Below are 26,439 nucleotides of genomic sequence, written 5' to 3' on the forward strand. Positions count from 1 at the left end.
TTGACTCCTTCACCTAATACAGAGCGTTGGCCGGGATCTCAACTCCTATGCCGCGTGAGATGAGTGTCTCGTTGGGAATAACACGGGATTCTGCGGAGACGTTTTTTGGCGCCAGCATTCTAGGATCGGGAGGGTGAACGACAAAGACTATTCCGTTCTTCCAGATATTCGCAAAGCGGGTGGTCTTCATTGTGACATTGCCGAAGCCTGGATCGGCAAGAATGACGCGATCTCCTACGACTCCCTTGACGACGACAAAGTGGTCGAAGGTTTTGAAATGAATAGGGGTGATGACCCAGGAGTCTTCAGCGGCGAGATCTTCAATCGACATACCGCTGAAGCCTTCGGCGGTGTAACCTCGTGCCTGGGCAAACTGTTTGAGCTCGAGCAACGAAAAGCCACCGCGAGCGCGAACGCGAGAGGCATCGACGCGGTGCAGAATCCATACAACGATCGCCGCCTCGGGCGTATTGTCATTGAAGTCGTAGGTGAGAATAGTGCTCAACGCCGCAGCGCCGCAGCTCATATCCCAGCGCTGGTGTACGACGCCGTCGTCGCGTATGTCTTTTAGCGTGCGCAGAGGTTTATTTCCCTGCGTCTCCTTCATATTAGTGAAGGTCTGGGCTTGAGTAGGGATCGCCAACAGCCCGAGGCACATGGCCACAGCCATGAGGACAGCGCTAAGAATGAGGCCGCGCAAGTTCATCAGTGCTTTCCATTGATGTTCGTCTGGATGATGGTGCCGACTGTCGAGTTGATATTGACGTTGAGATTCAGCAGCACGTTCACCTTCGAGTTGACCGCGTTGATGTTGATCAATGAGCTGAGATTTTGCTGCGCGCTACCGTTAAGAGTGAGTGTGCCAACCGAGGTACCGGTGTTGGGGCCGCTCTGCATAGCAAGCGAGCCAACGCTCGAAACCAGCCCACTCGGGGTGGAAGTCTGGCCCTGGAAATTGATGACCCCATTGGAAGCATTGGCTGTGACGCCGGCTGCTGTAACACGACTGAGCGTGCTGTCGTCCATCGGCTTCGGCTTTTTGCTGGTCTGAGAGATGCCCGCCTGGTTCAGCAGCACCAGGCTCGCGATCACTAACATGCGATGCATAAGACCTCCTCGTCGCTCGCGAACAGCGCAGCGGTGCAGCTTATATTCAGCTGCACCGCCGATGGCTGTCTTAGTGAGTCTGCGAAATGACATTCATCTGGTTGAGGGTTGGGGTCGAGTTCATGTTGGTCGTGCGGGCGATGTTGACGCCGTTGGCCACCATGCTGCCGGCAGCGTTGACAAGGTTGATCGCCGTGGCATTCTGCTGGGCGGTCCCTGACAGATCGATGCTGGAAGTGTTGCTTGCAGTGACCGTCGAACCGTCGACCGCGATGTTCTGCGCAGCGGCAGAGTCGAAGCTAACCGCGCCCTCGATGTTATCAACGACGTGGTCGCTCTTGACGGAGCTGCTATTGCTGGATTTTGAGTCGGTGGTTGCAAGGGTAGCTGCTGTGCTGGTTGAGAAGTCATTGCTCGAGCTCGTGCTGTGATTTGAGGAGGAGTTATGAGCAGTATTCGTGCTGCTGCTGCTTGCGCTGTTCGATGCGGAAGCATTCTGCGAAGCACTGTTATTGCTCGATGACTTCGACCACTGTGAGGCATGGGCTGATGACGAGTTGGAGGTAGAGTTTGCATTCTTGGCGCTATTGGCTGCCGAACTTACATTCGATGCCGAGTTGTTGGCCGCTGCCGACTGGCTTGCGCTGTTGGATGCATCTGTATCTGTGCTGGAAGAATTGCTCGTGCCATTGCTCGCCGACGCACCTTTGGATGCACTGAGATTGTTAGCTGCATTGCCCGAGGTTGTCGATGTGCTTCCGCCACTCGACGACGGATTGCTGAACGATGAATTGCCTACTGACGTAGACGATCCATTTGTTCCGGCCGAGGCCGTGTTCGAGGTGGAGTTGGCGCTCGCGGTATCGTTGCTGCTGCTTGCTTTGTTTGCAGACGCGCTTTGATTGGCTGCTGCAGACTTCACATTGCTTGCTGTGTTTGCTGCACTCGATGACGAAGCGTCCGTTGTAGCTGAGCTCTTATTTCCACTATTGGCAGCAGACGACATGTTTGCAGAAGAAGCGCTCTTGCTGGCGCTTTCGCTCTCAGCGGCATTCTTGCTGGAGGTTGTGCTGTAAGTGGAGCTGTGAGTATCGGCATTGCTCTCTGTGTAAGATTTGTTGTCGGTCTTGGTGTGGTTATAAGATGCATTGATCGTCGACGAACTCGTGCTGCTCTTGGTGACATCAGAAGACTTGGTGTCTTCGTATTGACTGTTCTGGCCACGTTTGTAGCCGGAGAGCGTTGCTCCTGTCGTCTCGGACTGGTCAACGGAGTTGCCTTGGTTGACGGTCGCGCCGGAGTTCGGAGCATCGGTGGTGAGACTGCCATCATAGACGTTGACGCCGTCGGCAACAGAGCTGCCCGAAGCGCTTACCACGTTGACGCCCTTGGCGCCGTTCAGCGCGCTGCCCGAGAGGCTGACGCTGCTGCTGTCCGTGGTGGTGACAGAGGAGTTGTTGGCTGCAATTGCTCCTGCGCTGCCAGAAGAGGTGTCAGTCTGGCCAGCAGTGACGTTATCCATCTGGCTGTCACTGATGGCCTGCGGAGCTTTGTTGTTGGTCTGAGGTTTTGCCTGGCCGTATGCTGCGCCGGCAGTAAAGACTGAAGCGGTGATCAAGGTACAGATAAGCTTATTCATTGCTGCCTCCATGGGCATGTTGAGAACGAACACGACCGTGCACGCAGCAAAGACGAACTGCGCGCGAGCCAGTTTGACGCAAGTCCGCGATGCTCCTCGCGATGGAAGAGCCGGCAAACTGCGCACTGATAGACGTGAGGCCAATGGGGCTGAGTAAAGGCAGTAAGCGGGATTCAAGACATCATGCGCGGATGGATCGATTCAATCGCGCTATTCAACCCAATTCGTACGTAGCCTCGTAATTGCACTTATGTACCGGGGCCTGAGCTGCGCTACGCGCAGCAGATTCACGGGGAATAGAGCCTTGGCAACGCTATAACCGCGGCTTGGGTTACAAATTCAATGTGGGCCGGGCCAACGAGCGGCGCGCCTATTAGTGCAATTGTGCTTCCAATCCTTTTTGTATGATTTATCAAGGGATTCGCATTTTTGCGAAGAGATATGTTGCATGGCTTTGCAGTTTTTACGAGAAGACTTTTTGCCTTTGCAGACGTTTTCTCGCAGATTTTTCGTGTTTTATGACAAGAAGGCGGCTAACAATTCGTAGAATGCTTGTGCAATAGCGAAAGCTTGGCAAAGGTCATAGACTAACCAAGGGGGGAAAGTTGTGCGCATCGAAACGCCAATCGGGATAGCAGACGAATTATGAGCAAAACTGAAGTTTCGCTTGCGAAGCGACGGCTCTTTCTCCATGATTCGCTGACGTTTTTGATCCTGATCCTTGTGACGGCTGTACTTTTTCTGTTCACACTCTTCATGTTCCGGTCATTCACCACGCATCGAGAGGATCTGGCAGTGCGTTGGTCAGGCCGGGGCAAGGCGGCGCTCGATGCAGGCAAGCCTGAGCAGGCGATGGTCGCTCTTAGAACGGCACTCTCCTACGCTCCCGGCACGCGTTCGTACGAGTTGCTGCTCGCGCAAGCGTTGGCCAATGCTGGACATACAGAGGAAGCATCCAACTACTTCATGAATTTGTGGGTGACGCAGCCGGGAGACGGCTTTATTAATCTGGAGCTGGCGCGGCTCTCGGCCACAAAGAATGATCCGAAAGATGCCATCAAGTATTACAGGGCATCCATTTATGGCACATGGGAAGGCGATGGCGTCGTGCGCAGGCGCGAGGTTCGACTGGAGCTGGCGCGTTATCTGATTGCGCAGAAGGACTTCAACGCTGCCCGCATCGAGTTGTTGATCGCTGCGGGCAATTCACCGAGCGATCCAAAGCTCAACATTACGTTGGCCAGCCTGCTGGTGCAGACTGGTGATATTGCCAATGGCTTTAACTACTACAAGAAGGCGCTTCAGGACGATCCAAAGAACCAGACGGCGCTGGAAGGCGCGGGGCGCGCTGCTTATAGTTTGGGCAATTTTGCGATCGCTCATTCCTTGCTCGAGCGCGCAATCGAAGCAAAGGCATCTCCCGAGAAGGAAGAGAACGTGTCGGGGGACCTGGCTGTCATGCTTGCAAACTCGAAGCGGATTCTCGAGCTGAGACCGTCGAGCAAGCTGCGGCCGGTGGAGCGAGTCGACCGCCTGGTTGAGGACGGTGTTATCGCGAAGAAGCGCTTCGATGGTTGCATCGCTCAATTCGATGCGAGCAACGGACTGCCTCCGTTGTTGCAGCAGCTTAAATTGCGATGGACAAGCGGTGATGTCACGATGACCCGTTCGGTGCTTTTGCGGAGTCTCGTGCAACAGGATGCTGCCGAACAATTAATCTTCGATACCGAACTACAGACCAGCCAGTTTTGCGGTGTGGCCACAGGCGATGATGCCTTGCTTCTACTGCTGGCCAAATCTCCGGAGACGGCGGAGCGATAGGGAGCGATGAAACCAGAGAACCTCATGGAGAAAGAGCCCGAGCGAAGAGAGGATTCCGCGTTCTCGCTCGCAGACAAGGCAGCTATTGCCCCTGCTCGTGAAGAGCGGCTCTTTCTGCTGCTTTCTATCTTTATCGGCATCATCTCCGGTCTGCTGGTCGTCTCGTTTCGCATGGCTATCGATTGGCTGCAGGTGCTTCTGCTCGGCTCTGCGCCCAACCCTCACCAGCCAAGGCTTTTCATCGTCCCGGCCGTTATCGGTCTGATTGTTGCGGTGTTGACGCGGTATGTCTTCCCTCAGGTCCGTGGCAGCGGCGTCAACCAGACCAAAGCTGCTCTCTATATCAACAATGGCTATATCTCGTTCCGCACTGTAATCGGCAAGTTTGTGCTTTCGGCGCTTGCCATCGGTGGAGGACACTCTCTTGGGCCCGAAGACCCATCGCTTCAGATCGGCGCTGGAGTCGCGTCGTTGATCAGTCGGCGCGTGGGCATGTCGCGCGAGCGGCTGCGGCTCTTCGCGCCCATCGGCGCTGCGGCTGGTCTTGCTGCCGCTTTCAATGCTCCGATCTCTGCAATCCTGTTCGTTATCGAAGAGGTAATCGGGCAATGGAACGCAGCGGTCCTCGGTTCTATCGTTTTGTCTGCGGTCTCGAGCGTCGTCGTCGCGCGTTCGTTCTGGGGATCGGAGCCGATGTTCCGCATTCCGACGGTGACGTTCAGCTCGCGTGAACTGCTCGCTTACACGGTGCTTGGTGTTTTTGGCGGCATTGCAGCGTTGATCTTTTCCAAGGCGCTTGGTTATCTCAGGCCGCGTCTGCGCAGGCAATCGGCATGGAAGCAGATGTTGCAGCCCAGTTTGGCGGGTTTGCTGGTGGGTGGAATCGGCTATTTTGGTCTGCCGCAGGTCATGGGTGCAGGGTACGAAGTAATCGATCAGGCGATGCACGCCCAGTTTGCGTGGAAGATGCTGCTCGTTCTTGCCATCTTCAAGATCATTGCGACGACGCTGTCGTTTTCGAGCGGAACGCCCGGCGGAATGTTCGCTCCAACACTATTTATCGGAGCGATGTTGGGAGCGGCCATCGGTTCTTTTGAGAAGCTTTATTTTCCGCACCTGCATCTCACCGGCTCGCTTGCATCGTATGCCCTGGTTGGCATGGGCGTACTTTTTGCGGCCTTTCTGCGCGCGCCTCTCACCTCGGTATTTATGGTGCTGGAGGTTAGCGGAAACTACTCGATCATCGTTCCGGTGATTCTGGCCAACACGATCGCCTATGTTATCTCGCGCAGCTTCCAGCCTGTTCCTGTCTTTGAAATGCTGACCCATCAGGATGGGTTGTACCTGCCGTCGATGGAGGAACAGCGCGAAGAGAACGAGTTGCATATCGAGGATGCGATGCAGCCGGTTGTTGCGCCCATTCTGCAGGGCTCGGAGATGATTGCCGATGCGGCGAAATCCATGGCGCAGTACAGCGGAATGGAAGATTCCTCGGCTGTACTCGTTCAATGCAGGGAAGGACTCTGGTATGCCGCGAGGTATGAGGAGCTGCAAGGTATATTCGCAAAAGCCGGCGAAGATCCGATGACTACGCTTGAAATGAGTTTGGGAACGGAGCGGACTCCCATCTTATTTCCTGACCTTCCGTTATCGAGTACTTTGCCGCATTTCAAACGGTGGCCGCTGTTGCCAATTACGAACCGCGCGATGCGTGGAGCGTTGGAAGGAACAGTCTCCATGTCTGATGTGCTGAAGCGATATCAGGTGCGATAGGTAAGGAAACCTCAGGAAGAGGCCTTCGCTTACACGATGATGAGTTCAATCCCGGCGCTTCGGAGTGAGTCTGCGTCCGCCTCAGAGATCTGATCGTCGGTAATGACGGTGTGGACGGCTGTCGGGGGAACGATCAACGCCATGCTGGAGCGGTCGAACTTTGTGGAATCGCACACCGCCACAACCTTGCGAGACGCCTTGACCATGGCCCGATTGACTCGGGATTCCAGAACATTGGGCGTGGTGATGCCGATCTTCGGGTCGAACCCATCGACCGCTAGAAAGAGAATGTCGGCGCGTATCTGCATCAACATATCTTCCGCCATGGGGCCAACCAGAGAGAACGAGTTTTTGCGCAGCGTTCCTCCGGTGAGAATGATTTCGAAGTTGGTATCGCTTAGTTCTGCCGCTATATTCACGGCATTGGTGACAATAGTCAGGTTCGAGAACTCGCGGAGCGAGCGGGCAATGGTTGTAACCGTAGTACCTGAATCGAGAAGGATGCACTGCCCGTTTTTCACCATCTTGACGGCGGCCGCAGCGATGCGTTGTTTTTCTTTGATCTGGTGGTGTTCCTTCTCCTTCAAGGAAGGGTCGGTCATGGTGCTGCCCTGGGGAGAAAGTGCTCCGCCGTGGGTTCGCTGGGCCAGGCCATGAGACTCAAGATGGTCGAGGTCCTTCCGAATGGTGATCGGCGAGATGCCGAGAGACTCCGACAACTCGGATACCAGAACTCGCCCGTCGCGATGGATGAGCGACAGGATGTGCTGCCGGCGCTCACCGATCAACATCTTGTTGGTGTCATTGCTGGAGTCCGATTGCGTGTCGTGTGCCCGGTTTTTTGTCTTCATGTTTAGAGTCTTCATCTCGAATGCCCATGTACCTTCCTGAGCGTTTGATTCTTCGCAGTGACTTCAACGAACTGCAGAGATTCCAGCAGATAGCAGTCATTGCCTTTGATCGATTCTAGGTTGATCGATTCAAAGACTTTCCTTTTATATCAGAACAGATTTTGGTCCAGCGACACGGAAGTCGTCGCTGGAAGTTAGCTCAGCGCAAGTTATTTGGATGCAATGGCGACTAGGCCGAAGGTAACGGTTTTCCTTGCTTTCCTTTTGCTTCAAAGTACCCTTCAATTTCTTCCAAGGTCTTTCCTTTTGTCTCAGGCAGGAAGATGGCGACGGTCAGAATATAGATGATCGTAAAGCCGGCAAAGACAAAGAACATTGTTGAATATCCGTATTTGCTGACAAAGGGAAGGAAGATACCGGCAAGAATTGTTGAGACGAGCTGGTTAATCACAAGGGCGATGCTCATGCCGTTGGAGCGGATGCGGGTCGGCATCAGCTCGGTAAGTGCAAGCCAGACACATACGCCGGGTCCCACGGCATAAAAGCCCATAAAGAGATAAAGCCCCAATGCAACGAGCCAGCCATGCTGCTTTTGGGGAACATCGCTGATAAGGGCATGGTCGATCTTTAGCGGTGCTGAACGTGCGGTGTCGAGATCGGCAAAGGGATTTTTGAGGAACGCGTCGAATTTGTTCAGCGGGAGACAATCGCCGCGGGAGACTGTCAGCGGAGCCGTTTCGTCGTCGGAGCGGACAAAGTTTGTCGCAGCAGTGAAGTCGCCGCAGGAGTACACCACGACCAGAGAGACGCGATGGCTGTCCAATGCCCGGTTTGGTTGAGCGCCGACGGAGAGAAGTTGCTGCGCCACGTCAGGCGTGAACTTTAAGGATAGCGTCTGGTCGGGCTGGATCATCGCCTGAACGGCGCTGCTGCGGTCCACGCTGACCTTTTCCGACCGCAGAAAGAGGAGACCGACGCTGGTGAGCGAGAAGATGATGCCTGCCGTTCCGATGATGAAGAGGATCTTCCGCCCCACCTTATCGACGAGCGACATGCCGATCATCGTCATGATGAAGTTGACGATGGTAAAGATCACATAACCCCAGTGAGCCGAAAGGTCGGAGAGGCCGCTCTGGAGCAGGATGCCGGTGTTGTATCCAATGATGGAGTTGACGCCGGTTGCCGTATTGCAGAAGAGAATGACGCAGGCCAGCAGGAAGGGAACGACATATCTCCGCTGTAGCAACGAGCCAGCCGCCTTTCTCCCGCCGACGGACTGCGTGTCTGGAGCGGCAATTGCGCGCATCTCCTCCATCTCTATATTGGCCTGCTCCTCTGAGCGCGAACGCAGCAGCGCCGCCTTCGCAGCTTCATACTTGCCTTGGCGGAAGAGCCAACGAGGAGATTCCGACACGAAGATGCTGCCCAGAACAAAAAGGACGCCGGGAGGGAGCGAGAGCCAGAAGATGCGTCGCCAGGCCTGGTCTTTGAAGGCAAACAGGGCAGCGGCACTCGATGCCCGCGCCACTGCTTCGACGCGGTAGCTATAGTAGATGCCGATCAGTGCAGCCGCCACGATTCCCAGCGTAAGCAGCCATTGAAAGACACCCGTTCCTTTGCCGCGATTTGAGGCAGAGAGGCATTCGGCAAGATACAGAGGAACAACGATGCCGATTAGCCCACCGCTGATGCCTTGCAGTAGACGCCCAAAAAACAACGGACCGTAGCCATGCGAGAGCGCGATGATCGGGATGCTGAGTACAAACGCTATCCCGCTCAAGATCATCAGGGGACGACGTCCCATCCAGTCGGCGAGAATCCCGGCGAACAGGGTTGAGAAGACACTTCCCAGCAACACTGCCGCTACGATGATCGAGAGCTGCCCGGCGTTGAGCCCGGAGGTGGCCTCGAGATAAGGTAAAGCTCCCCCAATGATGCCTACATCCACTCCATAGAGAAGGCCTCCAAGGCCGGCAACCATGAGTAGAAATCGGCCATAACCTGCATGTGCGTCGGGGGCCGAGGGGGAATCGCTTTTGCTGGGAATGTAATTCGGCATGAACTCTCCAAAAGCTGTGTGCCTAACCTTTAACTATCGATCATGTCATGAGCGGGCAATCTTCCTTCTATGTTTTGCAGGCTCACCGTATTCATAGGAGAGAGTGCGCAGAAGATGAAGCCATCATCATTGGTTTCGGCATGAGATGTCTATTTCTTTATATTATGTTTTATGTGCTATTGTTGCGAGGCTGAACTGGCTGGATACGTCGCGTGGAACAGCTCTTCGGAAGTTACGTAGGACTGGCGAAAGGGTTGAACTCCGACGAATCGCTCAATCTGATCCGAGTCATTACCTTCTGAGACACCACCGGGTTTCGACTGCGTGTGGTGCTTACCAAAAATAGGACGCTTCGATCTTCGGTGTGCCGGGCTCGCCGTCGATGATCTGCGTGCTCAGGACGACTTCGAGATTTTTCTTGTTGCCGGCAGCTTGGGCTGCGTGTTCGAGTAGTGCCAGATCTTCGGGACTGGTTAGGAACTCTCCGGCTGCGATGGTCCCTCCTCGTCCAACCCCGGCTGCGATGATGGCGATGCGCCCGGTGTTGGTGTCGGTGAAGCGTGCCACGATGGCGTAATCGCGGTAGTTATTGGTGGCCATTTGTTGCGTGCGGCTCACGACCCAGCTTGCCTGTGTCGGGGAGTGGCTGTCGACGATGCGGAACTCTGTCATGTCGGTGTTATTAGCAAAGTGGTAACGCAGAGGTTTCGTCAGCCGGAGGGTCCATGCGTTATCGAAGGCCCCGATGAAGACTGTGGGGCCACTCTGCAGGTCGAGGAGTGTCGTCGCGCCCTCGCCCTTCAGGCTGTATTTCTTGCCGTTGGATTGGAGGACGCCTGCCATGCGGACGATGGGGTTGAGGTCGTCCATGACAAGAGCGGTAAGGTTATCAGGCAGAATAATCTGGCGCGAAGGGTCGGCAGCATCTCGCAGGGCGATGGCGGAGTATTGGTTCTGATCCGCCACGCAAAATAAGACCGGGTCGCTGCTGCTCAGCACCGGTCCCCAAAAGTAGTCGTAGGCGCTGCGATGAGTGGAGTTCCAAAATAGAACAAGCGCGATGCCCACAACCGCCAGGGCCAGTCCCGAGAAGAACGCCGTCTTCCAGTGCCTGCCATGGTGGTGCACGGGCACTTCGACGGGAAGGGCCTCCTGAGTTGCAATAACTGGAGCTTCCGGGAGGGCAGGCGAGGGAGGCTCGGCGGGGGGTGCTTCTTCTTTTGTGCTGCTGGGCCAGTGGAACTGGGGAATGTAGGAGCCGATGGGAAGCGAGATGCGCAGCTCGTTCTCGTGGCCCGGGTCCTGGTAATACTGTGCGATACGCTTGCGTATCTCGGCGGCCGTCACCCGTACGATCGGATCGGAGGCCGTATCGTAGTCGGCGTTCTTGCCGAAGATCTCTATGCCGAGCGTTCTTTCTTTCAGTAAGTCGGTCTGTTTGGAGATGGTGTGCTTGACGACAAAACGCAAAAAGGAGGGGAAGCGCCGGCTGTGACTGAAGTAGGGGTTCGCCAGCAGACGTTCCATCTGAAGATGGATCGCAGTTTTTTCTTCCTCGCTAAGATCTGCCGGATTACCGGTTGCTGAGTCGACCAACATTCATCTTCTTCCCAAGAATGAAGATTGTAACGTAAATTATCTTGGTTCGTCGCCCGAGAAAAATTCCTCTAAGCTACCGTGAATAAAAGATTTGCGTGGAATTTACCTGATAAGAACAGTGAACTTGCTGCAAAGACCTTATACGCCCGATTGCCAATCCATATAAAGGCTCTCGCTTGAAAATTCCTGATTCCTTCGTTGGTCGGTATTGAGCTTTTCTGCGGTAGCGACTGGGCGAGCGATTCAGTTTTGGAGGCTTTACCTTGAAACGACACAAAGTATATTGGAGCGGGATTTCAATCCTGCTCGTCCTGTTAGTAGGATGCGTTCCCTGGACGCAGGCCCAACTGGCAGTAACTACGGCAACTCTGAGCGGAACAGTGACAGACCCCTCCGGGGCAGTCATCCCTCAGGGGACGGTCAAGCTCAGCAGTCCGACCAACGGCGTGAACCGCTCATTGGTTACCGATGCCAACGGACACTATTCCTTCAGCCAGCTTCCCCCCTCCACCTATAACCTCGATATTCAAGCGAGAGGCTTTAAGGAGTACAAGCAGAACGGAATCGTACTGGATGCTGCCCAGTCGGCGAGCCAGAATGTGGCCCTGACCATAGGGTCCGATACGCAGGAGGTGGTCGTCACCTCGCAGGCATCCCTGCTTAATACGGAGAACGCGAATATCTCGGCCGACATCGACGCCAAGCAGGTAGTCGAGCTGCCTCTCAACCTGCGCAACGTATATGGCCTGGCTACCCTTAACTCTTCGGTTAACAATACCTCAGAAGGACAGATGCTTCTGGGCGGCGGCGGACCCAGCACCGATAATGCCGATCAGGACATCTCCTTTTTGAACTTTGCCGGCGGCTTCTTTGGAACTTCGGCCTACATGCTCGATGGCGTGTGGGACACCGATCCTGAGTGGGGAGCGGTCATCTATGTTCCCTCAGTGGATGCTGTTCAGGAGTTCAAGGTCCAGAACAACTCTTTTACGGCGCAGTATGGATGGAGCACGGGAAATGTCGTCAATGTTGTTTCGAAGTCGGGAACGAATGCATTTCATGGCGATGCCTATGAGTTCTACCGCAATGACGCGCTCGATGCGAATTCCTGGTTCAACAACCATAATGGTCAACCAAGGCTGAACTTCAACCGCAATCAGTATGGCGTTGCTGCCGGTGGTCCACTCTATATTCCGGGGCTCTATCGCCAGCGCGAGAAGACTTTCATCTTTGGTCTCTATGAGCGCCTTACTCTGGCCACACCGACCAATCAAACTTTTTCGGTTCCAACGGCTGACTTCCGCGCCGGACATTTTGCCGCGCTTTTAGGATCACAGGAGACGGACGGCCAAGGCAACCTGGTGTTCGATGCTCTTGGACGTCCTGTCTACAACGGCCAAATTTACGATCCCCATAGTGTACGCGCCATTACCAAGGGGCAGGTTGATCCCAAGACCGGCCGCATTGCTACCTCAACCGGCTATATTCGCGATCCGATTGCGAATAATGACATCACCACGGTTGGTCAGATTGATCCAATTGCAGCTAAATTGATGGGCTACTACCCTACGCCGACGAACTCCAATCTTTCTAATAACTTTTTTGCTTCCGGAACAGCACCTGCTCGCTCCAACGAGTATCTGATTCGTGTAGACCACAATATTAATGACTCGGCCCGGTTGTACTTCCGCTATTCGTACAAGCAGGAGTTCAAAACAGGCACACCGAATTACTGGGGCAACAGCGAGGCCGGCCCCGGCAATGCACGTCCGAACAACCGTTACAACATGGCCGCCGGATACAGTCAGATCTTTTCGCCGACTTTGACGATGAACCTCAGTACAGGCGTAGAGCTCTGGCACGAGACTTCCACGAACCAGTCTCGTGGCTTTAAACCTTCGAGTATTGGCCTTCCGACCTATCTGGATGCGAACAGTCCTGAGTTTCCGATTGTGACGGTTGGCGGCGAGTCGCCACTTGGGCCTACAACGAATGAGACGGTGACGAATCACGGTCCCGTGGGAAGCGTTGCGCTCGATTTCATCAAGACGCATGGGCGGCACACGCTTAACTTTGGAGCCATGTTTGTAGAGCTAGAAGACGATCAGGCAAACTACTTCCAATCGACCCTTGCTTCTGCCGGTACTTTTACGGCCGGTCCCAATCCGAATAATCCTGATCCCAATACGGGTAGCGGAACGGCACAGCTTCTGCTCGGCGTGCTTGATGGTGCCACGACCGGTACGACCTACAACCCTGCTGTGGCTACACACTACTTCGGTGGATATGTTCAGGACGACTGGACGCCGATACCGAAGCTGACTTTGAATCTTGGTATTCGTTACGAGGTTCAGACGGCGCCTACTTATCGCCATAATGTTGCGTCGACCTTCAACCCGACCGCACTGAATCCTATTGGAACTACGATTGGTCAAACACTGCCGGGAGCGCTGCAGTTCCTCTCTGACAGTCAGCGCGGCGTCTATCACAACAACTATGGCAACGTCGCCCCGCGTATCGGGTTCAACTACGAGACGTCCCATAATGTGATTCTCCATGGCGGATATGGGATCTTCTATCCGCCGTCGATCACCTGCTGCTTCCCTGGAGAGAGTGCCGGGTTTGCCAGTCAGACGACTTCACCTGTAACGCTGGATAGTATTACGCCGAACCCTGCTGTTAGTGTGGCGAATCCTTTCCCCAACGGATACGTTCCCATCACAGGCAACTCACGGGGAGAGCTGCAGCAGGTCGGCGATAACGTCAGCAGCTCTTTCATCAGCCGGAAGTCCAGCTATGTGCAGCAGTTCATGGCGGGCTTTCAGTGGGGTTTCACGCCAAACGATTCGCTCGAAGTCAACTATGTCGGCAATCGTGGAACACACATGATGAATGCGAACATTAACCGTAGCCAGCTTGATCCGAAGTATCTCTCCATGGGGGCCGATGCCTTAAATACTTTGGTGCCGAACCCGTTTTATGGAGCGATTGCTGCAGGTACAAGTCCTTGCCAACTGGACCAGCCTAAGATCGTGCAGGCTCATCTTCTGTCTCCGTATCCGCAGTACTGCAACGTGACGGAAAACGGGCCGACGTATGGCTTCTCAAACTACAACGCGCTGCAGGCTTCCTATAACCATCGATTCAGCAAGGGGCTTACGGCGCTGGTCTCTTACACCTACTCCAAGTTCCTCGATAACGTCGAAGGAAACAACTCCTGGTCGTATACCGGCAGCGGCGGACCTGCAAACACCTACAACCTGGCGGCGGAGAAGAGTGTGGACGGCTCCGATACGCCTCACAGCCTTGTGGCGAATTACATCTATCAACTGCCGATTGGGCGTGGTCGCGCTGTTGGCAATCACATGAACCGCGTGGCCGATGCTGTCGTCGGAGGATGGGAGGTCTCGCAAATTGTGACCTTCAAGCAAGGTATCCCTCTCAATGTCAGCGGAGCAAACCAGCCTACCTTTGGTGGAAACCCGAGGCCCGATGTTATCGGCGATCCTCATCTAAGCCATCGCACGATTCATGAGTGGTTCAATACCGCGGCGTTTGCCTATGCTCCCTATGGAACATTTGGCACTGCGCCACGGTTCTTCTCCAACCTCCGCGGGCCTGGCTATCAAAACTGGGATACCGCAATCATGAAGAACTGGCATTTCACCGAGTCGATGCGGTTCCAACTTCGCGGTGAGATGTACAACACCTTCAACCGCCCGCAGTTTTATGCGCCGCAAGGTGGGGGCGAAACCTATACTGGTTGCGATCCCAATGCCGCCGGCAATAACAACTGCTCCTCTACTTTGGGCCAGATCACGAACACCTTCCCTTCGCGAACCGTACAATTCGCAGGAAAGTTTTATTGGTGATCTGTTCTTGAAGTCTTGTCTCACAATCCTGTTTCTGTCGCTGCTGGCCTTGCCCAATCTGGTGCTGGGCCAGCAGAGACAGGATGATGCGCTCGCGTCGCTGCTGGCCTCTGCCCAACATGCCCAGGCGAGTGCTGACTATGCAACGGCTGTCAACGACTATACGCAGGCAGTAAAACTTCGTCCGGATATTCCGGAGCTGTGGGCAAATCTTGGATTGATGCAGCACGAGATGAAGAGGTATGCCGAAGCTGCACGCTCATTTCAGCAGGCTTTAAGGTTAAAGCCATCGCTCTACGTGCCGAATCTTTTTATGGGAATGGACTACATCCGCATGGGGAAGACTCAGGAAGCAGTTCCATATTTGTTGAGAGCGGAGAAGATGAACAGCGCCGATTCTCTGCCACCGCTTACCCTCGGGCGTGCGTACACTACTTTGGATAAATTTCTCCCCGCAGCACATGCATATCAACGAGCAATTAAGCTCGATCCGCAAAAGAGCGAAGCGTGGTTTGGGCTGGGTATCGTTCGCTTGGATCAGGTGGAAGAAGCTGCTCGTCGCATGTCCGGTGAATTTCCGAACTCTTCATTTGCGAAAGCGCTCTATGCGGAGTCGCTTGTAAAGCAGGCTCGCTATAAAGAAGCTGCAACTTCCTATAAGAGTGCGCTTGTCGCAGAGCCTCAGCCGCCCTGCATTCATGCTGAACTGGGTCTTCTCTGGCTTAAACAGGGAGATGCCGGACAAGCAGAGACGGAGTTTAAGGCTGAACAAAAAAAAGGTAATAGCTGTTCTTTAGCGACTCTTGGACAGGCTCGCCTGCAAATGGATAGCGGCTCTGACGAGGATGCATTCAAGCTGCTCGATGATTTATGGAGAAGGGACCGAGGGTTTCTTCAGGCCAATGCTTCGGTGCTTATCGATGGACTGGTGCCGGAGCGCGCTGAAGAGTTTCAGCGGTTTCTCATGCAGAAGCAGGTTGCCGGAGCGATTGGTCCTGATGCATATCAATTGCTGTCCAGTATTCTTCGTGGCCAATCGCAACCTGCAAACGAATCTCTCTCGCGGTTGGGTGCAACAAAGCTTCCGGTACAGGAGAACTATTTGGCTGGCCGCTATGGGCAGTGTGCAGCTCAGTTGCAGGAGAGCCTCGTAACAAAAGATGCGGGCAGGCTTCAGACGCTGTCGGCCTGTGCTTATTTTACTGGCGACTATGAGTTGGCGGCCGATGGCTCGGCATCGCTTGCAGCGGTAGCGCCGCACTCGGCGACAGCATTGTATTGGTCTATTAAAGCCAACGAACGCCTTGCTTTTATTGCCCTCGATAAGTTTCAACAGCTTGAACCGAACTCGGCTAGAAGTCATCTTCTTCTTGGCGACATCTATCGTCAGCGCCAGCGCTTTGACGATGCGCAGGCCGAGTACCGAAAAGCATTGGCTGCTGATCCGAATGATCTTGCTGCACTGCTCGGCTTGGCATCGGCTTATCTAGGTAATGGCAATACTGAGAAGACGATTCAGGTAGCGCAATCGGGGTTGAATCAAGCTCCCAATGACGCTGAGTTGAACCTGGTTATGGGGGAGGCACTTGTGTCGGGCCATCAGTATGCCGATGCTGAGCCATTTTTGTTGAAGTCCCTTGCGGCGAAATCTCAGATGCTTCCCCATGTCCATGCCCTTTTGGGGCAAGTCTATGCAGAGGCTGGTAAAACGCAGCAGGCCATCGAAGAGCTTAAGCTGGGCTTGCCGAGCGATCAAGACGGCAGTCTTCACTATCAACTCGCAAGACTCTATCGCAAAACGGGCGATACGAAAGCTGCTGCTGAGGCCATCGATCAGATGAAAGTTATTCAACAGCAATACAGACAGGGTGCGGTTGTTGCTTTGCAGGACTCTCGCTCTTCAGCACTGGATGATGGGCCATAGCTGAGAGTGTTTACATCAGTCTCTCGACCCGTTCGTAGCAGAACGATAGCCATCGACCGCCTCTCGATCGGCGGAAATCTTACTTCAGGAAGAACCATGCGACGCTCTAACTTTCTTTGCGCCATTATGGCCGCCACCTTTTTCACTCAGGCAGTAACTATCCTTTACGGGCAAACGATTACGCCGTCAGGCCTGTTTCAGTTCAATCATGCAACTGCGTTTTCATCGCTTCCAGATGGAATCGAGATCAGCGATGGTCCTGCGCACGAAGTAATTACAGCGTTGCGCGATGATGTTCTGAGAGTCCGTATGACACGGCAAGGGGCTATGTCTGAAAATGCATCATGGGCAGTTCTCACAGAGGCACGAAAGAGCTCGGTCGCCACTACACCTGATATTAATGCAGAACATTATGGGTTTCGCACACACTCGCTGATTGTTGAAGTCGACAAGAAGAGCTTGTGTCTTACAGTTCGCGATTTAGAAGGAAATATCCTTCAGCAGGATGTGCGCCCGGCACAGTTTGATGGCACAGCGTTTCGAGTGTTCAAGACGATGCCGCTTGATGAGCACTACTTCGGATTAGGTGACAAAACGGGGCCTCTTGATCGGAGAGAGGAAGCATTTGCACTTTGGAATACCGATGCTTACCGCTTTCAGGAATCGACTGATCCTCTTTATAAGAGCATTCCTTTTTTTCTGACCTATAAAGCTGGGGTGACCCTTGGCGTTCTTCTTGATAACACCTGGCGCACAAGCTTTGACTTCGGTAAAGAACTGCCTAATATCTACTCATTTGGGGCAGTAAATGGACCGCTTAATTACTACATCCTTTATGGGCCTTCGCCGAAGCAGGTTGTCGAATCATATGCGTGGCTTACCGGTAAGCCGCCGTTGCCGCCGCGGTGGACGCTTGGATTTCAACAGTCGCGGTACAGCTACGAGTCGCAGGCGCGAGTGATGGAGATAGCGAATCATCTTCGGGCGGATCATATTCCGGCTGATGCGATCTATCTCGATATAGGCTTCCAGGAAAAGAATCGCCCATTCACGGTGGATCAGAAAAGGTTTCCAGACTTTTCGGGAATGATTGCACAGCTCAAGGCGAAAAACTTTCACGTCGTTGCCATCACTGATTTGCACATCGCGAATCTGCCCAACGCAGGTTATGCTCCGTATGATTCAGGCATTGCCGGCGACCACTTTGTCAAAAACCCTGATGGTTCTGTTTACACGGGGGTTGTTTGGCCTGGCCCAAGCGTTTTTCCTGACTTTACCCGGCAGCAGACGCGAGCCTGGTGGGGAACTTTGTATCGTAACTTTCAACATGATGGTATCGAAGGTTTTTGGAATGACATGAATGAGCCTTCCATCTTCGATTCACCGACCAAGACGATGCCTGTCGATGTGATTCATCGTATCGATGAGCCCGGCTTTTTGAAGCGTACAGCTACCCATGCAGAGATCCATGATGTCTATGGCATGGAGAACTCTCGTGCGACGTTCGATGGGCTGCTTGCACTTGCTCCAAATGTACGTCCCTTCGTCCTTACTCGAGCGACCTATGCCGGTGGTCAGCGGTATGCTGCGACCTGGACAGGAGATAACAGCAGCACATGGAATCATCTGCGACTTACAACACCCATGCTCAAGAATCTCGGATTAAGTGGGTTTGCGTTTGCGGGTGCCGATGTGGGTGGCTATGCTGGAACTCCGCCGCCGGATCTACTGACAAAGTGGCTTGAGGTCGCTGCCTTTCAGCCAATCGATCGGGACCACACGGAATCGGGAACCGGCGATCAGGAGCCATGGGTCGGTGGTCCCCAACAGGAAGCGATACGGCGCCGTTTTATTGAAGAGCGGTATCGACTTATGCCCTACCTTTACACCCTTGCAGAAGAGTCGTCGCGCACGGGACTACCTATGGTGCGTCCGCTCTTTCTTGAGTTTCCAGACGCAGCGCCTGATCATCATCCTCTCGATATCGACCTTCCTGCTTCTGGTGAATTTCTTCTCGGGCCTGATTTATTGATAGCTCCTTCTCCATGGCCGGAGCAACTGGACCACTACCTAGCAGAGTTTCCCGCGGAAGACTGGTATGACTATTGGACCGGCAGACAAGTTTTGGAAGATGGTGGGGCTGGGAACGCGGGGCAATCTCCTCTTACTTTGAATCTTCAACCTGAGCTGGCTTCACTGCCCGTATTTGTTCGTGGAGGTGCGATTCTTCCTATGGAGCCGCTGGTGCAAAGCACCAACGAAACACCTCGTGGGCCACTTACATTGCGTGTTTATTATGGTGGCCCCGGCAAGCAGTGTGCCGGCAGCCTCTACACAGATGACGGGAAGACATATGCCTATCGCAAGGGTGAGTTTTTGAGGATGCAGTTTACCTGCAAGGTTGATGACAAGGGATTCCATCTGCATGTCTCTGCTCACGAAGGTTCATATCCGGCTTGGTGGAAGGAGATCAGTGCCGAGGTCTATGGCTGGAGTCCGAAGACGAAGCAGATCAGCCTCAACGGAAGATCTGAAGGGCAGACTGCTTTGAAGTCTTTGCCTCATGGAGTTGATGTCGTCTTTGCGGACGATGGCAAGGGAGACGATCTGCTGATTCGCTAAGAGGTGGGCCTTATATTAAGACCATAGATTCGTTTATGAAATGAAGATCACGGCAGTCGAAAAATATGGACGACAGATACTATTTTTGCGTCTGATTTTGCGACCGCACTTTTTTGGTATGCCGAACGGCCGGCAAGACTTTGTTCCACGGTACAGGAGAGGCCAGGATCATCGATGTATTGGTTGCCACATAAGGCATCATCGAATCGATAACCTCCTCCATGTGGCTTACATCACGCACAGCCACTTGCACCATGAAAGACTCGGCGCCAGTTACGCGGTGGCACTCTAATACCTCGGGCAGGTTTCGTATCAGGGCAGCGAACTTTACGAGCTTGTCACCAGCCACGGTCACTTTGACGAATGCCCTTACAGGAAGTCCGACCTTGCTGGGATCTACAAGCGCTCGATAGCCCATAATCACATGACTGTCTTCCAGTCTGCGGACTCGTTCAATCACCGCTGGCGTTGATAGGCCTACGCGGCGGCCAAGCTCGGCAAAGGGGATGCGCGCGTTCGTTTGAAGCTCCGCCAGAATTTCACAATCGATGTCATCAATGGACGGTGTGTTAAATCCAGTCATAGGCCACCTGTCATGCTCTTTGTGTCTTGTCGCGTGTGCGATTTGATCTTTAGGATATAAGGCGAAATTCTGATTATGCCATTCATTGTGGAATATTTTTCGACAAATACCGCACAATCATCATTCAATCCTCTTGTAGTGAGGGCTATGATCGGGAGGAATCGGTATTGGAGTGCCAAAGAATATTGCGCTGGCACGATAAAAGTATCTGCGCATTCGAATTTAAAGGAGCAAGTCCGTGGCCACAAATGAAAATCGGCGTTCCGTCGGCGATGTAGCAGCACGTCAGTTAGCGAATACAACAAAGACAGTCCCTCAGCTATCTGTAATCACTCCGCGCTGGCTTGTGCAACTGCTCTCGTGGGTGCCGGTAGAGTCCGGTACCTATCGAGTCAATCAGGTAAAAAATGAACTCGATATTGAAGTTGCGTGCGGATCGCGTGATGAGCGGAAGTTGCCTGAAACCTTTGTCGATTATGTGGAGAAGCCTCGTGAATATACGCTGAGTGCCATATCGACGGTGGTGGATGTTCATACCCGCGTCTCCGATCTTTATAGCCATCCTCACGATCAGATTCGTGAGCAGTTGCGTCTGACGGTTGAAAAGGTGAAGGAGCGTCAGGAGAGCGAGCTGATCAATAACGCGGATTATGGCCTTTTGCACAACGTCAAATCGCCATTCAAGCTCAAGGTGCGAAAGGCCGCGCCTACTCCGGACGATCTCGATGAGTTGCTTGCGCTGGTATGGAAGGAGCCGGCTTTTTTCCTGGCACATCCACGTGCGATCGCTGCTTTTGGCCGTGAGTGCACTCGCCGAGGTGTTCCACCGCCTACGACAACCATGTTTGGCTCACCGTTCCTGACGTGGCGCGGGATTCCCCTAGTCCCGACGGACAAGCTGGGTATTGATGCGGCGGGCAAGACGAGCATCCTGTTGATGCGCACGGGCGAGAAGAAGCAGGGTGTCGTCGGTCTGTTCCAGCCGGGGCTGCCGGGAGAACAGACTCCTGGGCTCTCTGTTCGTTTTATGGGCATCGATCGCAACTCGATTGCTTCTTATCTGATCTCTCTTTATTGCTCGGCGGCAGTGCTCACCGAGGACGCGCTAGGAGTGCTCGAAAACGTTGAGGTCGGACACTACTATGAGTACAAGTGAGCAAAACAGAATAGGCGATCTGCGTCCGACTGCGGATATGCCCGCTGCGGAGAGCGGTGCTGCGTTCAGGGAGTTGCCCGACGTCGCTGTATTGACGCAACTGGCGAACGAGTTTTTCCGCGGGCAGGTTCCGCAGGTGTCAGGGCCTGTTGCTGTGCAGCCTTCGCTGGATATGGCACAGGCGGCGCCAGGATTTGAGACTCGACTTCCGCAGTTTGGAGGATCGGCTCCGTCTATGCCATCACCATCAGTCATGGAGAGGCTTCCTGGAAAAGTAGAATCTCCTGCTACGTTGTCCTCTTTGTCGCAAGGGGAGATGGCAGCCTCCGATCCTGCTCTTATAGCTGATGCCGGGTCTATTCCTTCGGAGCCTGGGCTTGCGCTGACCGCTGCACGCGGCAGCTCGCGGGAGGCTCAGTTGTCGCCGTTCTCTCTACCGCTGCCAGCTTTCGATATACCGTTTCCTTCGCTGGGTTCTACCTTTTCTTCTATTCCTCTGTCACCAGTCTTCCCGACACAGGAAGATGCGGCTGCTACTCTCAACTCGCCCGCGTCGCTGTACTTTCTCCAGGATGCAGGTGTTCTCTCCAAACCTGTTTCAGACTCTCGGCTCAACTTGTCTGATGTCCGCATGACAACGCTGCCGGATTTGAAGCTGCCGCGTGAGCAGTTCGATGTTGCTTCGATACGCCGGGACTTCCCGATTCTTCAGGAACGTGTCAATGGTCATCCGTTGATCTGGCTGGATAATGCGGCGACGACGCAAAAGCCTCAAAGTGTGATTGATCGCATCTCTTATTTTTACGAGCATGAAAATTCCAACATTCATCGCGCAGCCCATGAGCTTGCGGCCCGCGCGACGGATGCCTATGAAGATGCTCGTAGCAAGGTTGCTCATTTCCTCAATGCTTCTTCGAGCAAAGAGATTGTCTTTGTCCGCGGCGCAACGGAAGCTATCAATCTGGTAGCGCAGAGCTGGGGACGACGACATATTGGCAAAGACGATGAGATTGTAATCAGCTGGATTGAGCATCACGCCAACATTGTTCCCTGGCAGATGCTAGCCGCTGAGAAGGGTGCGCGTCTGCGGGTGGCTCCAGTAGACGACGATGGACAGATTCTGCTCGATGAGTATGAGAAGCTACTGAATCACAAGACGCGGCTCGTTTCGATAACGCAGGTTTCCAATGCGCTGGGAACGATTACGCCTGCGCATCAGATGGTGCAGATGGCGCATCGATATGGAGCACGGGTTTTAGTGGATGGTGCGCAGGCCGTCTCGCATATGCCGATCGATGTGCAATCACTGGACTGTGATTTTTATGTTTTTTCGGGCCATAAGGTCTTTGCACCGACCGGCATCGGGGTTCTTTACGGCAAGCCGGATGTATTAGCAGAAGCTCCTCCATGGCAAGGAGGGGGAAACATGATCGTCGATGTCACATTTGAGAAGACGATCTACCAACCGCCTCCGTCGCGTTTTGAAGCAGGAACGGGCAATATCGCCGATGCGGTCGGGCTCGGCGCTGCGATCGATTATCTCGATCGCATTGGTATGGCGAATATTGCTCATTATGAGCATGAGCTTTTGATCTATGCCACGAAAGAATTACTGACCGTTCCTGGTTTGCGCCTGATTGGTACTGCGAAAGAAAAGGCCGGTGTTCTCTCATTCGTGCTCGATGGATTCCGCACCGAAGAGGTTGGTGCAGCACTCAATCGTGAAGGCATCGCCGTACGCTCGGGGCATCATTGTGCACAGCCTACGTTACGCCGATTTGGAGTAGAGACAACGGTTCGTCCATCGCTTGCGCTCTACAACAACTTCGATGATATCGATGCGCTTGTTGCGGCTCTGCGGCGCCTCAAGCAGCTTAAGGGGTAGATTTGCCTTCGTGCTTGGCGCGTGATTCTCTGCGACCTCAGTAGATGAGTTTTAGAGAAAACTGAATTTGGCGCGAGTTACCGGCAGTTTTGCTGATGACGCCAAAGCCTGAACCTTCAAGGGTGTTTGCGGGAAGTCCCATGGTCACGATGTTGAAGAGGTTGAAGAACTCCGAACGAAACTGTACGTTGACCAGTTCGGAGCCGCTCTTTCGCTTGCCGAAGGGTGTGTCTTTGATTAGGGCAAAATCGTAGTTATAAAAGGCCGGTCCGCGAAAGGTGTTTCTGCCCAGAGTGCCAAATCGCCCTTTGTTTGGCCCGGTGCCGTTGGGTAGATTGATTGGGATAGAGAAGTAAGAAGCATTGTTTGCTCCTTTTCCAAAGTAATCTTCCCTGATGTTCCTTGATGTAGAAAGATGCGGCTTTGCGATCTGATCAGGACGGTCGGCGCCATTTGAGCCAGCGCCGGTTTGCTGAACTCCTGAGTAGACGGTAAACGGTGAGCCGCTTGTGATAGTCGAGATGCCAAGGACCTGCCACCCTGTCGTCATTTTGCGGTTAGCTCCAGTAAGAAAGCCCAGGTTCTCGATGTGAAGGTCTTGGACTGCGCTTACCGTGAATGCCTGTCCGATATCGAATGTTGCCGGTCCCTTTTCAGGATGGGTATCGAAGGGGTTTTGTGGATAGGTCTGGGCTACTGCGCCCGTCGCTCCCAGTCCGCCTGAGACGGAGCTCGTATCGTCGAGTGCCTTACCCCAGGTATAGCTGGCCTGAAGGCTAGGACCGCTATGGCCTGCATTGCCTGTGAGCGAGGCTTGCAGTGCGTGGTAGGTGGAGTGTGCTGTTGCGGTGATGATGCTTTCGAGGCCAAAGCCGCCGATCACGTTGCCTGACGAGTCAAACTGCGTATAGCGAGCAAATTCAGGATCTGCTCCGGGGTAGGCGTTCGGAAAACTTGTACGTGGCAACTTTACACCCGCAGTCCCGACATAGTTCACATCTGCTGTCAGGCCTCCCAGGGGTTTTTCAAAACCAGCGGTCCAGGTATAGAGCGCGCCATTCCCAAAAGATCGGTCGATGCCGCTAAGACCGAGGGGGCTGATGACGTGGCTTGGCGTGAGGGCTGCAACATCTCTCTGGTATCGGTTAATGTCCATGACAGTATTGGGAGCTACATCTTTTGTATTGCCGCTTGCGAAGATATCTACACCGGTGGGTGTGTAGGCTCGCGGTAGCTGCGACGGCGAGATAGTGAAGCCAAATGGAACCGGAGCTCCTTTGGCTGCCGTTAACCTGGGATAGACGGCAAACGGTGTAGATCCCGTAAGGAAGTTATCCTGCCAGATGTTCGGCGGTATGACTGTCACTGCGCCGCCGGCATGAAACTGCAGTTGTCGTGAAGCGCGCCATGTAAGCTGCAACCGAGGCCCCCAGCCATTGAGGTTTTCCTTGTAGCCCGGCTGCGGATTGATGACGTATTCCTGTGTATCGCTTGTATTGAGAAATCCTGCAGTTCGCTTTGCGCGCTCTGAGATGGGCGTATAGATCTCCCACCGAACGCCATAGTCCAAAATAAAGCGGTCGCTCAGCTTCCAGCTATCCTGGGCATAGATAGCTCCCGCGCTTCGATTGATCGCTGCTGCTCCAATATGTTCTCCGTTAGAAAAATAACTTGGTGCGACAGCAACGGTATAGACAAAGGGGCTGCCTGAGAGCAGGCCTGTCAGGGTATCTGGCAGTGGATCTCCGGCGTGGATATCGTGGGTTCCACTTAACGACGGTATATTGGATCTTGCATACGCAGTGCCGCCGCCGAAGTCGTATTCTCCATTCGGGCTGGTGCCGAAATATGTTGTATCCCGGTTCAAGCGAACTTCGCCGCCAAACTTAAAAGTATGCCGGGCTATGGTTATCACGAAGTTCTGTTGTGCCTGGAATAAATTGCCAAATGCAGTCATTACCGATCCAGCCGCTGAGTTGAAGGCTTCGTAAGAGCCGTCGCTGAACTTCAGTGCCGGATCTGTTCTATTTGGCGTGGGGAAAGATGGCGTGCTGCGCGTAATGCTCAGAGATGATTCGCTTGTAAAGTGCGGCGATATGGTGCGGGTAAAGTTGACGACCACATTGCGCTGTCGGTCGACGTATTGGATTCCAAAGGAAGGATCAATTGCGGTTTGGTCAGGATTGGTCGTGGGGCCCGTTAGATTATTGAAGTTGAAGCGAGCCATGAGATGGTTCTTTGCGGAGAGATTGTCATCAAGTCGAATAGAGAACTGATTCGCATTGGTGACGACCTTCGATGAAGTCGCATAGGTATGCGCTCCATAAGAGCCGGTTGGAAGATTGGGTAGCGGATATCGTGCCAGGACCTTGGCGATTTCGGGATCTATGGGAACAACTAACGTATCGCCGGGATAGGCTGTTGTGTCCATTCCCAGGCGCTCTTCTGCTGTTGGCACGGGGAAGACCTGTGTGGTCCCGAGGACCTGGCGAAAGCCCTGATACTGGCCGAAGTAATACATCTTGCCCTGGCCGTTATAAATGCCGGGTATTTTTACAGGACCGCCGTTTGTAAATCCGAATTCATTTCGGCGAAATGGCGGAATTCGTTCTGGATGTTCGGCCGATGCATGATCAAAGTAGTTGCGGGCATCGAATGCAGAGTTTCTGACAAACTCAAATACCGAGCCATGAAATCCGCCGCTTCCTGAGCGAGTGACAATATTGGTGAAGCCTGCTGCGCCTCGGCCGATCTCAGCAGGCATCCAGCCGGAACTTGAGCGAATCTCTTGCACCGCGTCTACGTTGAAGTTAGAGAAGGTGGAGCCGCCCATCTCAGGGTCACTGATATCTGCTCCATCCATTGCGAAGACAGCCTCGACGCCGCGTTGGCCGTTGATGGCAAACTGTTGCGTAAAGTTGGTCGCTCCGTTTGTATCTGTCATCGTACCGGCAGCCAATAGCAACAACTGGCTGAAATCACGCTTGTTCAGGGGCAGTTCGCTCACCGCCTGACTTGAGAGTGCTTCGCCGCCGGTGCCAGTATGCTGTTCGTTCAACATGGCCACGGAGAGGCTTTGCTGGTCTGAAAGCGTGATGGTAACCGTCAAGGTCGGATCCGATATGTTGATTGGCTGAGTATCTCGAATCGTGTGGTGGTTAACCTCAACGGAGAGCTGATACGAGCCTGCGAGAACTCCTTCCAGGTGGAAGTGCCCATCACTGCCAGTCGTGGCGCTTATGTTCCTGTTCATCCCCCTTAGATGGACGGATGCTCCTTGTATTGCTATGCCGGAAGCGTTATGCAATACTCCGCGCCAGGTGATGGGCGCGTTATTTTGAGCTAGCGCTCTTGTCGCCGTTAAAAGAATGACAGTGAGTGTCAACGCCATCCCTATAGAGATCCATCGAGCCAGTGCTTGCGTGATGAGGCTTTTCTCATTTGTATGTTGAGTGAAGGTTTTCGGCATCCTATTCCCGGCGAGAATCTAGTCGATCTATATTACTGATCACTCGCAGTCTGTAGCTAGCCATATGTTCCTGCTGTGA

Annotated in this window: 15 protein-coding genes; 7 read left to right on the forward strand and 8 right to left on the reverse strand. The window is 53.8% G+C overall.

Annotation, left to right across the window (positions count from 1 at the left end):
* Positions 1-13 precede the first annotated feature (13 nt).
* From IEW09_RS03980 to IEW09_RS03990, 3 genes are all read right to left on the reverse strand, one after another.
* On the reverse strand, positions 14-706 hold the full coding sequence (locus IEW09_RS03980; protein WP_188552831.1) for a C39 family peptidase: 693 nt from the start codon (positions 704-706) through the stop codon (positions 14-16).
* Entirely contained in the window at positions 706-1,107 is a 402-nt protein-coding gene (locus IEW09_RS03985; RefSeq protein WP_188552832.1) for a hypothetical protein, read from the reverse strand. Before IEW09_RS03985 ends, IEW09_RS03980 begins: the two co-directional genes overlap by 1 nt.
* 70 nt (positions 1,108-1,177) lie before the next feature.
* Positions 1,178-2,746 carry a hypothetical protein gene (locus IEW09_RS03990; RefSeq protein WP_188552833.1) on the reverse strand — a complete coding sequence of 523 codons (1,569 nt, stop codon included), beginning with the start codon at positions 2,744-2,746 and terminating at the stop codon, positions 1,178-1,180.
* A 645-nt stretch (positions 2,747-3,391) separates the two neighbouring features.
* Between IEW09_RS03990 and IEW09_RS03995 the strand changes: the two genes are divergently transcribed.
* On the forward strand, positions 3,392-4,567 hold the full coding sequence (locus IEW09_RS03995) for a tetratricopeptide repeat protein (protein ID WP_188552834.1): 1,176 nt from the start codon (positions 3,392-3,394) through the stop codon (positions 4,565-4,567).
* Positions 4,568-4,573: 6 nt separating this feature from the next.
* Positions 4,574-6,340 (forward strand): chloride channel protein, encoded by a 1,767-nt coding sequence (locus IEW09_RS04000; protein ID WP_229739060.1) that lies wholly within the window; start codon positions 4,574-4,576, stop codon positions 6,338-6,340.
* 29 nt (positions 6,341-6,369) lie between these two features.
* On the opposite strand, the gene agaR is transcribed toward IEW09_RS04000, so the two are convergent.
* From agaR to IEW09_RS04015, 3 genes are all read right to left on the reverse strand, one after another.
* Positions 6,370-7,191: a transcriptional repressor AgaR gene (gene agaR, locus IEW09_RS04005; RefSeq protein WP_229739061.1), complete on the reverse strand. Its 822-nt coding sequence runs from the start codon at positions 7,189-7,191 to the stop codon at positions 6,370-6,372.
* Positions 7,192-7,420: 229 nt separating this feature from the next.
* Positions 7,421-9,250 carry an MFS transporter gene (locus tag IEW09_RS04010; protein WP_188552835.1) on the reverse strand — a complete coding sequence of 610 codons (1,830 nt, stop codon included), beginning with the start codon at positions 9,248-9,250 and terminating at the stop codon, positions 7,421-7,423.
* Between the two features lie 333 nt (positions 9,251-9,583).
* Complete coding sequence (locus IEW09_RS04015; protein ID WP_188552836.1) at positions 9,584-10,849, reverse strand: hypothetical protein; 1,266 nt, start codon at positions 10,847-10,849, stop codon at positions 9,584-9,586.
* Positions 10,850-11,112: 263 nt separating this feature from the next.
* On the opposite strand from IEW09_RS04015, the gene IEW09_RS04020 reads away from it, so the two are divergent.
* From IEW09_RS04020 to IEW09_RS04030, 3 genes are all read left to right on the forward strand, one after another.
* Positions 11,113-14,721 (forward strand): TonB-dependent receptor, encoded by a 3,609-nt coding sequence (locus IEW09_RS04020; protein ID WP_188552837.1) that lies wholly within the window; start codon positions 11,113-11,115, stop codon positions 14,719-14,721.
* Complete coding sequence (locus tag IEW09_RS04025) at positions 14,624-16,645, forward strand: tetratricopeptide repeat protein (RefSeq protein ID WP_188552838.1); 2,022 nt, start codon at positions 14,624-14,626, stop codon at positions 16,643-16,645. Before IEW09_RS04020 ends, IEW09_RS04025 begins: the two co-directional genes overlap by 98 nt.
* A 96-nt stretch (positions 16,646-16,741) precedes the next feature.
* Positions 16,742-19,267 carry a glycoside hydrolase family 31 protein gene (locus IEW09_RS04030; protein ID WP_188552839.1) on the forward strand — a complete coding sequence of 842 codons (2,526 nt, stop codon included), beginning with the start codon at positions 16,742-16,744 and terminating at the stop codon, positions 19,265-19,267.
* A gap of 79 nt (positions 19,268-19,346) precedes the next feature.
* Here the strand turns inward: IEW09_RS04030 and IEW09_RS04035 are convergent, their stop codons facing one another.
* Entirely contained in the window at positions 19,347-19,850 is a 504-nt protein-coding gene (locus IEW09_RS04035; RefSeq protein ID WP_188552840.1) for an Lrp/AsnC family transcriptional regulator, read from the reverse strand.
* A 238-nt stretch (positions 19,851-20,088) separates the two neighbouring features.
* On the opposite strand from IEW09_RS04035, the gene IEW09_RS04040 reads away from it, so the two are divergent.
* Together IEW09_RS04040 and IEW09_RS04045 are read left to right on the forward strand one after the other, a co-directional pair.
* The gene (locus IEW09_RS04040; RefSeq protein ID WP_188552841.1) at positions 20,089-21,006 is read left to right on the forward strand and encodes a family 2A encapsulin nanocompartment shell protein; all 918 of its coding nucleotides are present in this window, start codon (positions 20,089-20,091) and stop codon (positions 21,004-21,006) included.
* Positions 20,993-22,891, forward strand: a complete 1,899-nt coding sequence (locus IEW09_RS04045; RefSeq protein WP_188552842.1) for a family 2A encapsulin nanocompartment cargo protein cysteine desulfurase — start codon at positions 20,993-20,995, stop codon at positions 22,889-22,891. The genes IEW09_RS04040 and IEW09_RS04045 overlap by 14 nt, the downstream gene beginning before the upstream one ends.
* Before the next feature lie 37 nt (positions 22,892-22,928).
* Here IEW09_RS04045 and IEW09_RS04050 read toward each other — a convergent pair whose 3' ends face one another.
* Positions 22,929-26,282: a TonB-dependent receptor gene (locus IEW09_RS04050; protein WP_188552843.1), complete on the reverse strand. Its 3,354-nt coding sequence runs from the start codon at positions 26,280-26,282 to the stop codon at positions 22,929-22,931.
* Positions 26,283-26,439 lie beyond the last annotated feature (157 nt).

It is taken from the genome of Edaphobacter dinghuensis (genome assembly GCF_014640335.1).
In the GTDB taxonomy this organism is placed as follows: domain Bacteria; phylum Acidobacteriota; class Terriglobia; order Terriglobales; family Acidobacteriaceae; genus Edaphobacter; species Edaphobacter dinghuensis.

What these genes read in the sequence shown, in the direction of transcription:
- IEW09_RS03990 (WP_188552833.1), bottom strand. Translation starts at nt 2,746, where the DNA reads ATGAATAAGCTTATCTGTACCTTGATCACCGCTTCAGTCTTTACTGCC.
- IEW09_RS03985 (WP_188552832.1), bottom strand. Translation starts at nt 1,107, where the DNA reads ATGCATCGCATGTTAGTGATCGCGAGCCTGGTGCTGCTGAACCAGGCG.
- IEW09_RS04045 (WP_188552842.1), top strand. Translation starts at nt 20,993, where the DNA reads ATGAGTACAAGTGAGCAAAACAGAATAGGCGATCTGCGTCCGACTGCG.
- IEW09_RS04025 (WP_188552838.1), top strand. Translation starts at nt 14,624, where the DNA reads ATGCCGCCGGCAATAACAACTGCTCCTCTACTTTGGGCCAGATCACGA.
- IEW09_RS04035 (WP_188552840.1), bottom strand. Translation starts at nt 19,850, where the DNA reads ATGACTGGATTTAACACACCGTCCATTGATGACATCGATTGTGAAATT.
- IEW09_RS04030 (WP_188552839.1), top strand. Translation starts at nt 16,742, where the DNA reads ATGCGACGCTCTAACTTTCTTTGCGCCATTATGGCCGCCACCTTTTTC.
- IEW09_RS03995 (WP_188552834.1), top strand. Translation starts at nt 3,392, where the DNA reads ATGAGCAAAACTGAAGTTTCGCTTGCGAAGCGACGGCTCTTTCTCCAT.
- IEW09_RS04050 (WP_188552843.1), bottom strand. Translation starts at nt 26,282, where the DNA reads ATGGCGTTGACACTCACTGTCATTCTTTTAACGGCGACAAGAGCGCTA.
- IEW09_RS04010 (WP_188552835.1), bottom strand. Translation starts at nt 9,250, where the DNA reads ATGCCGAATTACATTCCCAGCAAAAGCGATTCCCCCTCGGCCCCCGAC.
- IEW09_RS03980 (WP_188552831.1), bottom strand. Translation starts at nt 706, where the DNA reads ATGAACTTGCGCGGCCTCATTCTTAGCGCTGTCCTCATGGCTGTGGCC.
- IEW09_RS04015 (WP_188552836.1), bottom strand. Translation starts at nt 10,849, where the DNA reads ATGTTGGTCGACTCAGCAACCGGTAATCCGGCAGATCTTAGCGAGGAA.
- agaR (WP_229739061.1), bottom strand. Translation starts at nt 7,191, where the DNA reads ATGAAGACAAAAAACCGGGCACACGACACGCAATCGGACTCCAGCAAT.
- IEW09_RS04000 (WP_229739060.1), top strand. Translation starts at nt 4,574, where the DNA reads ATGAAACCAGAGAACCTCATGGAGAAAGAGCCCGAGCGAAGAGAGGAT.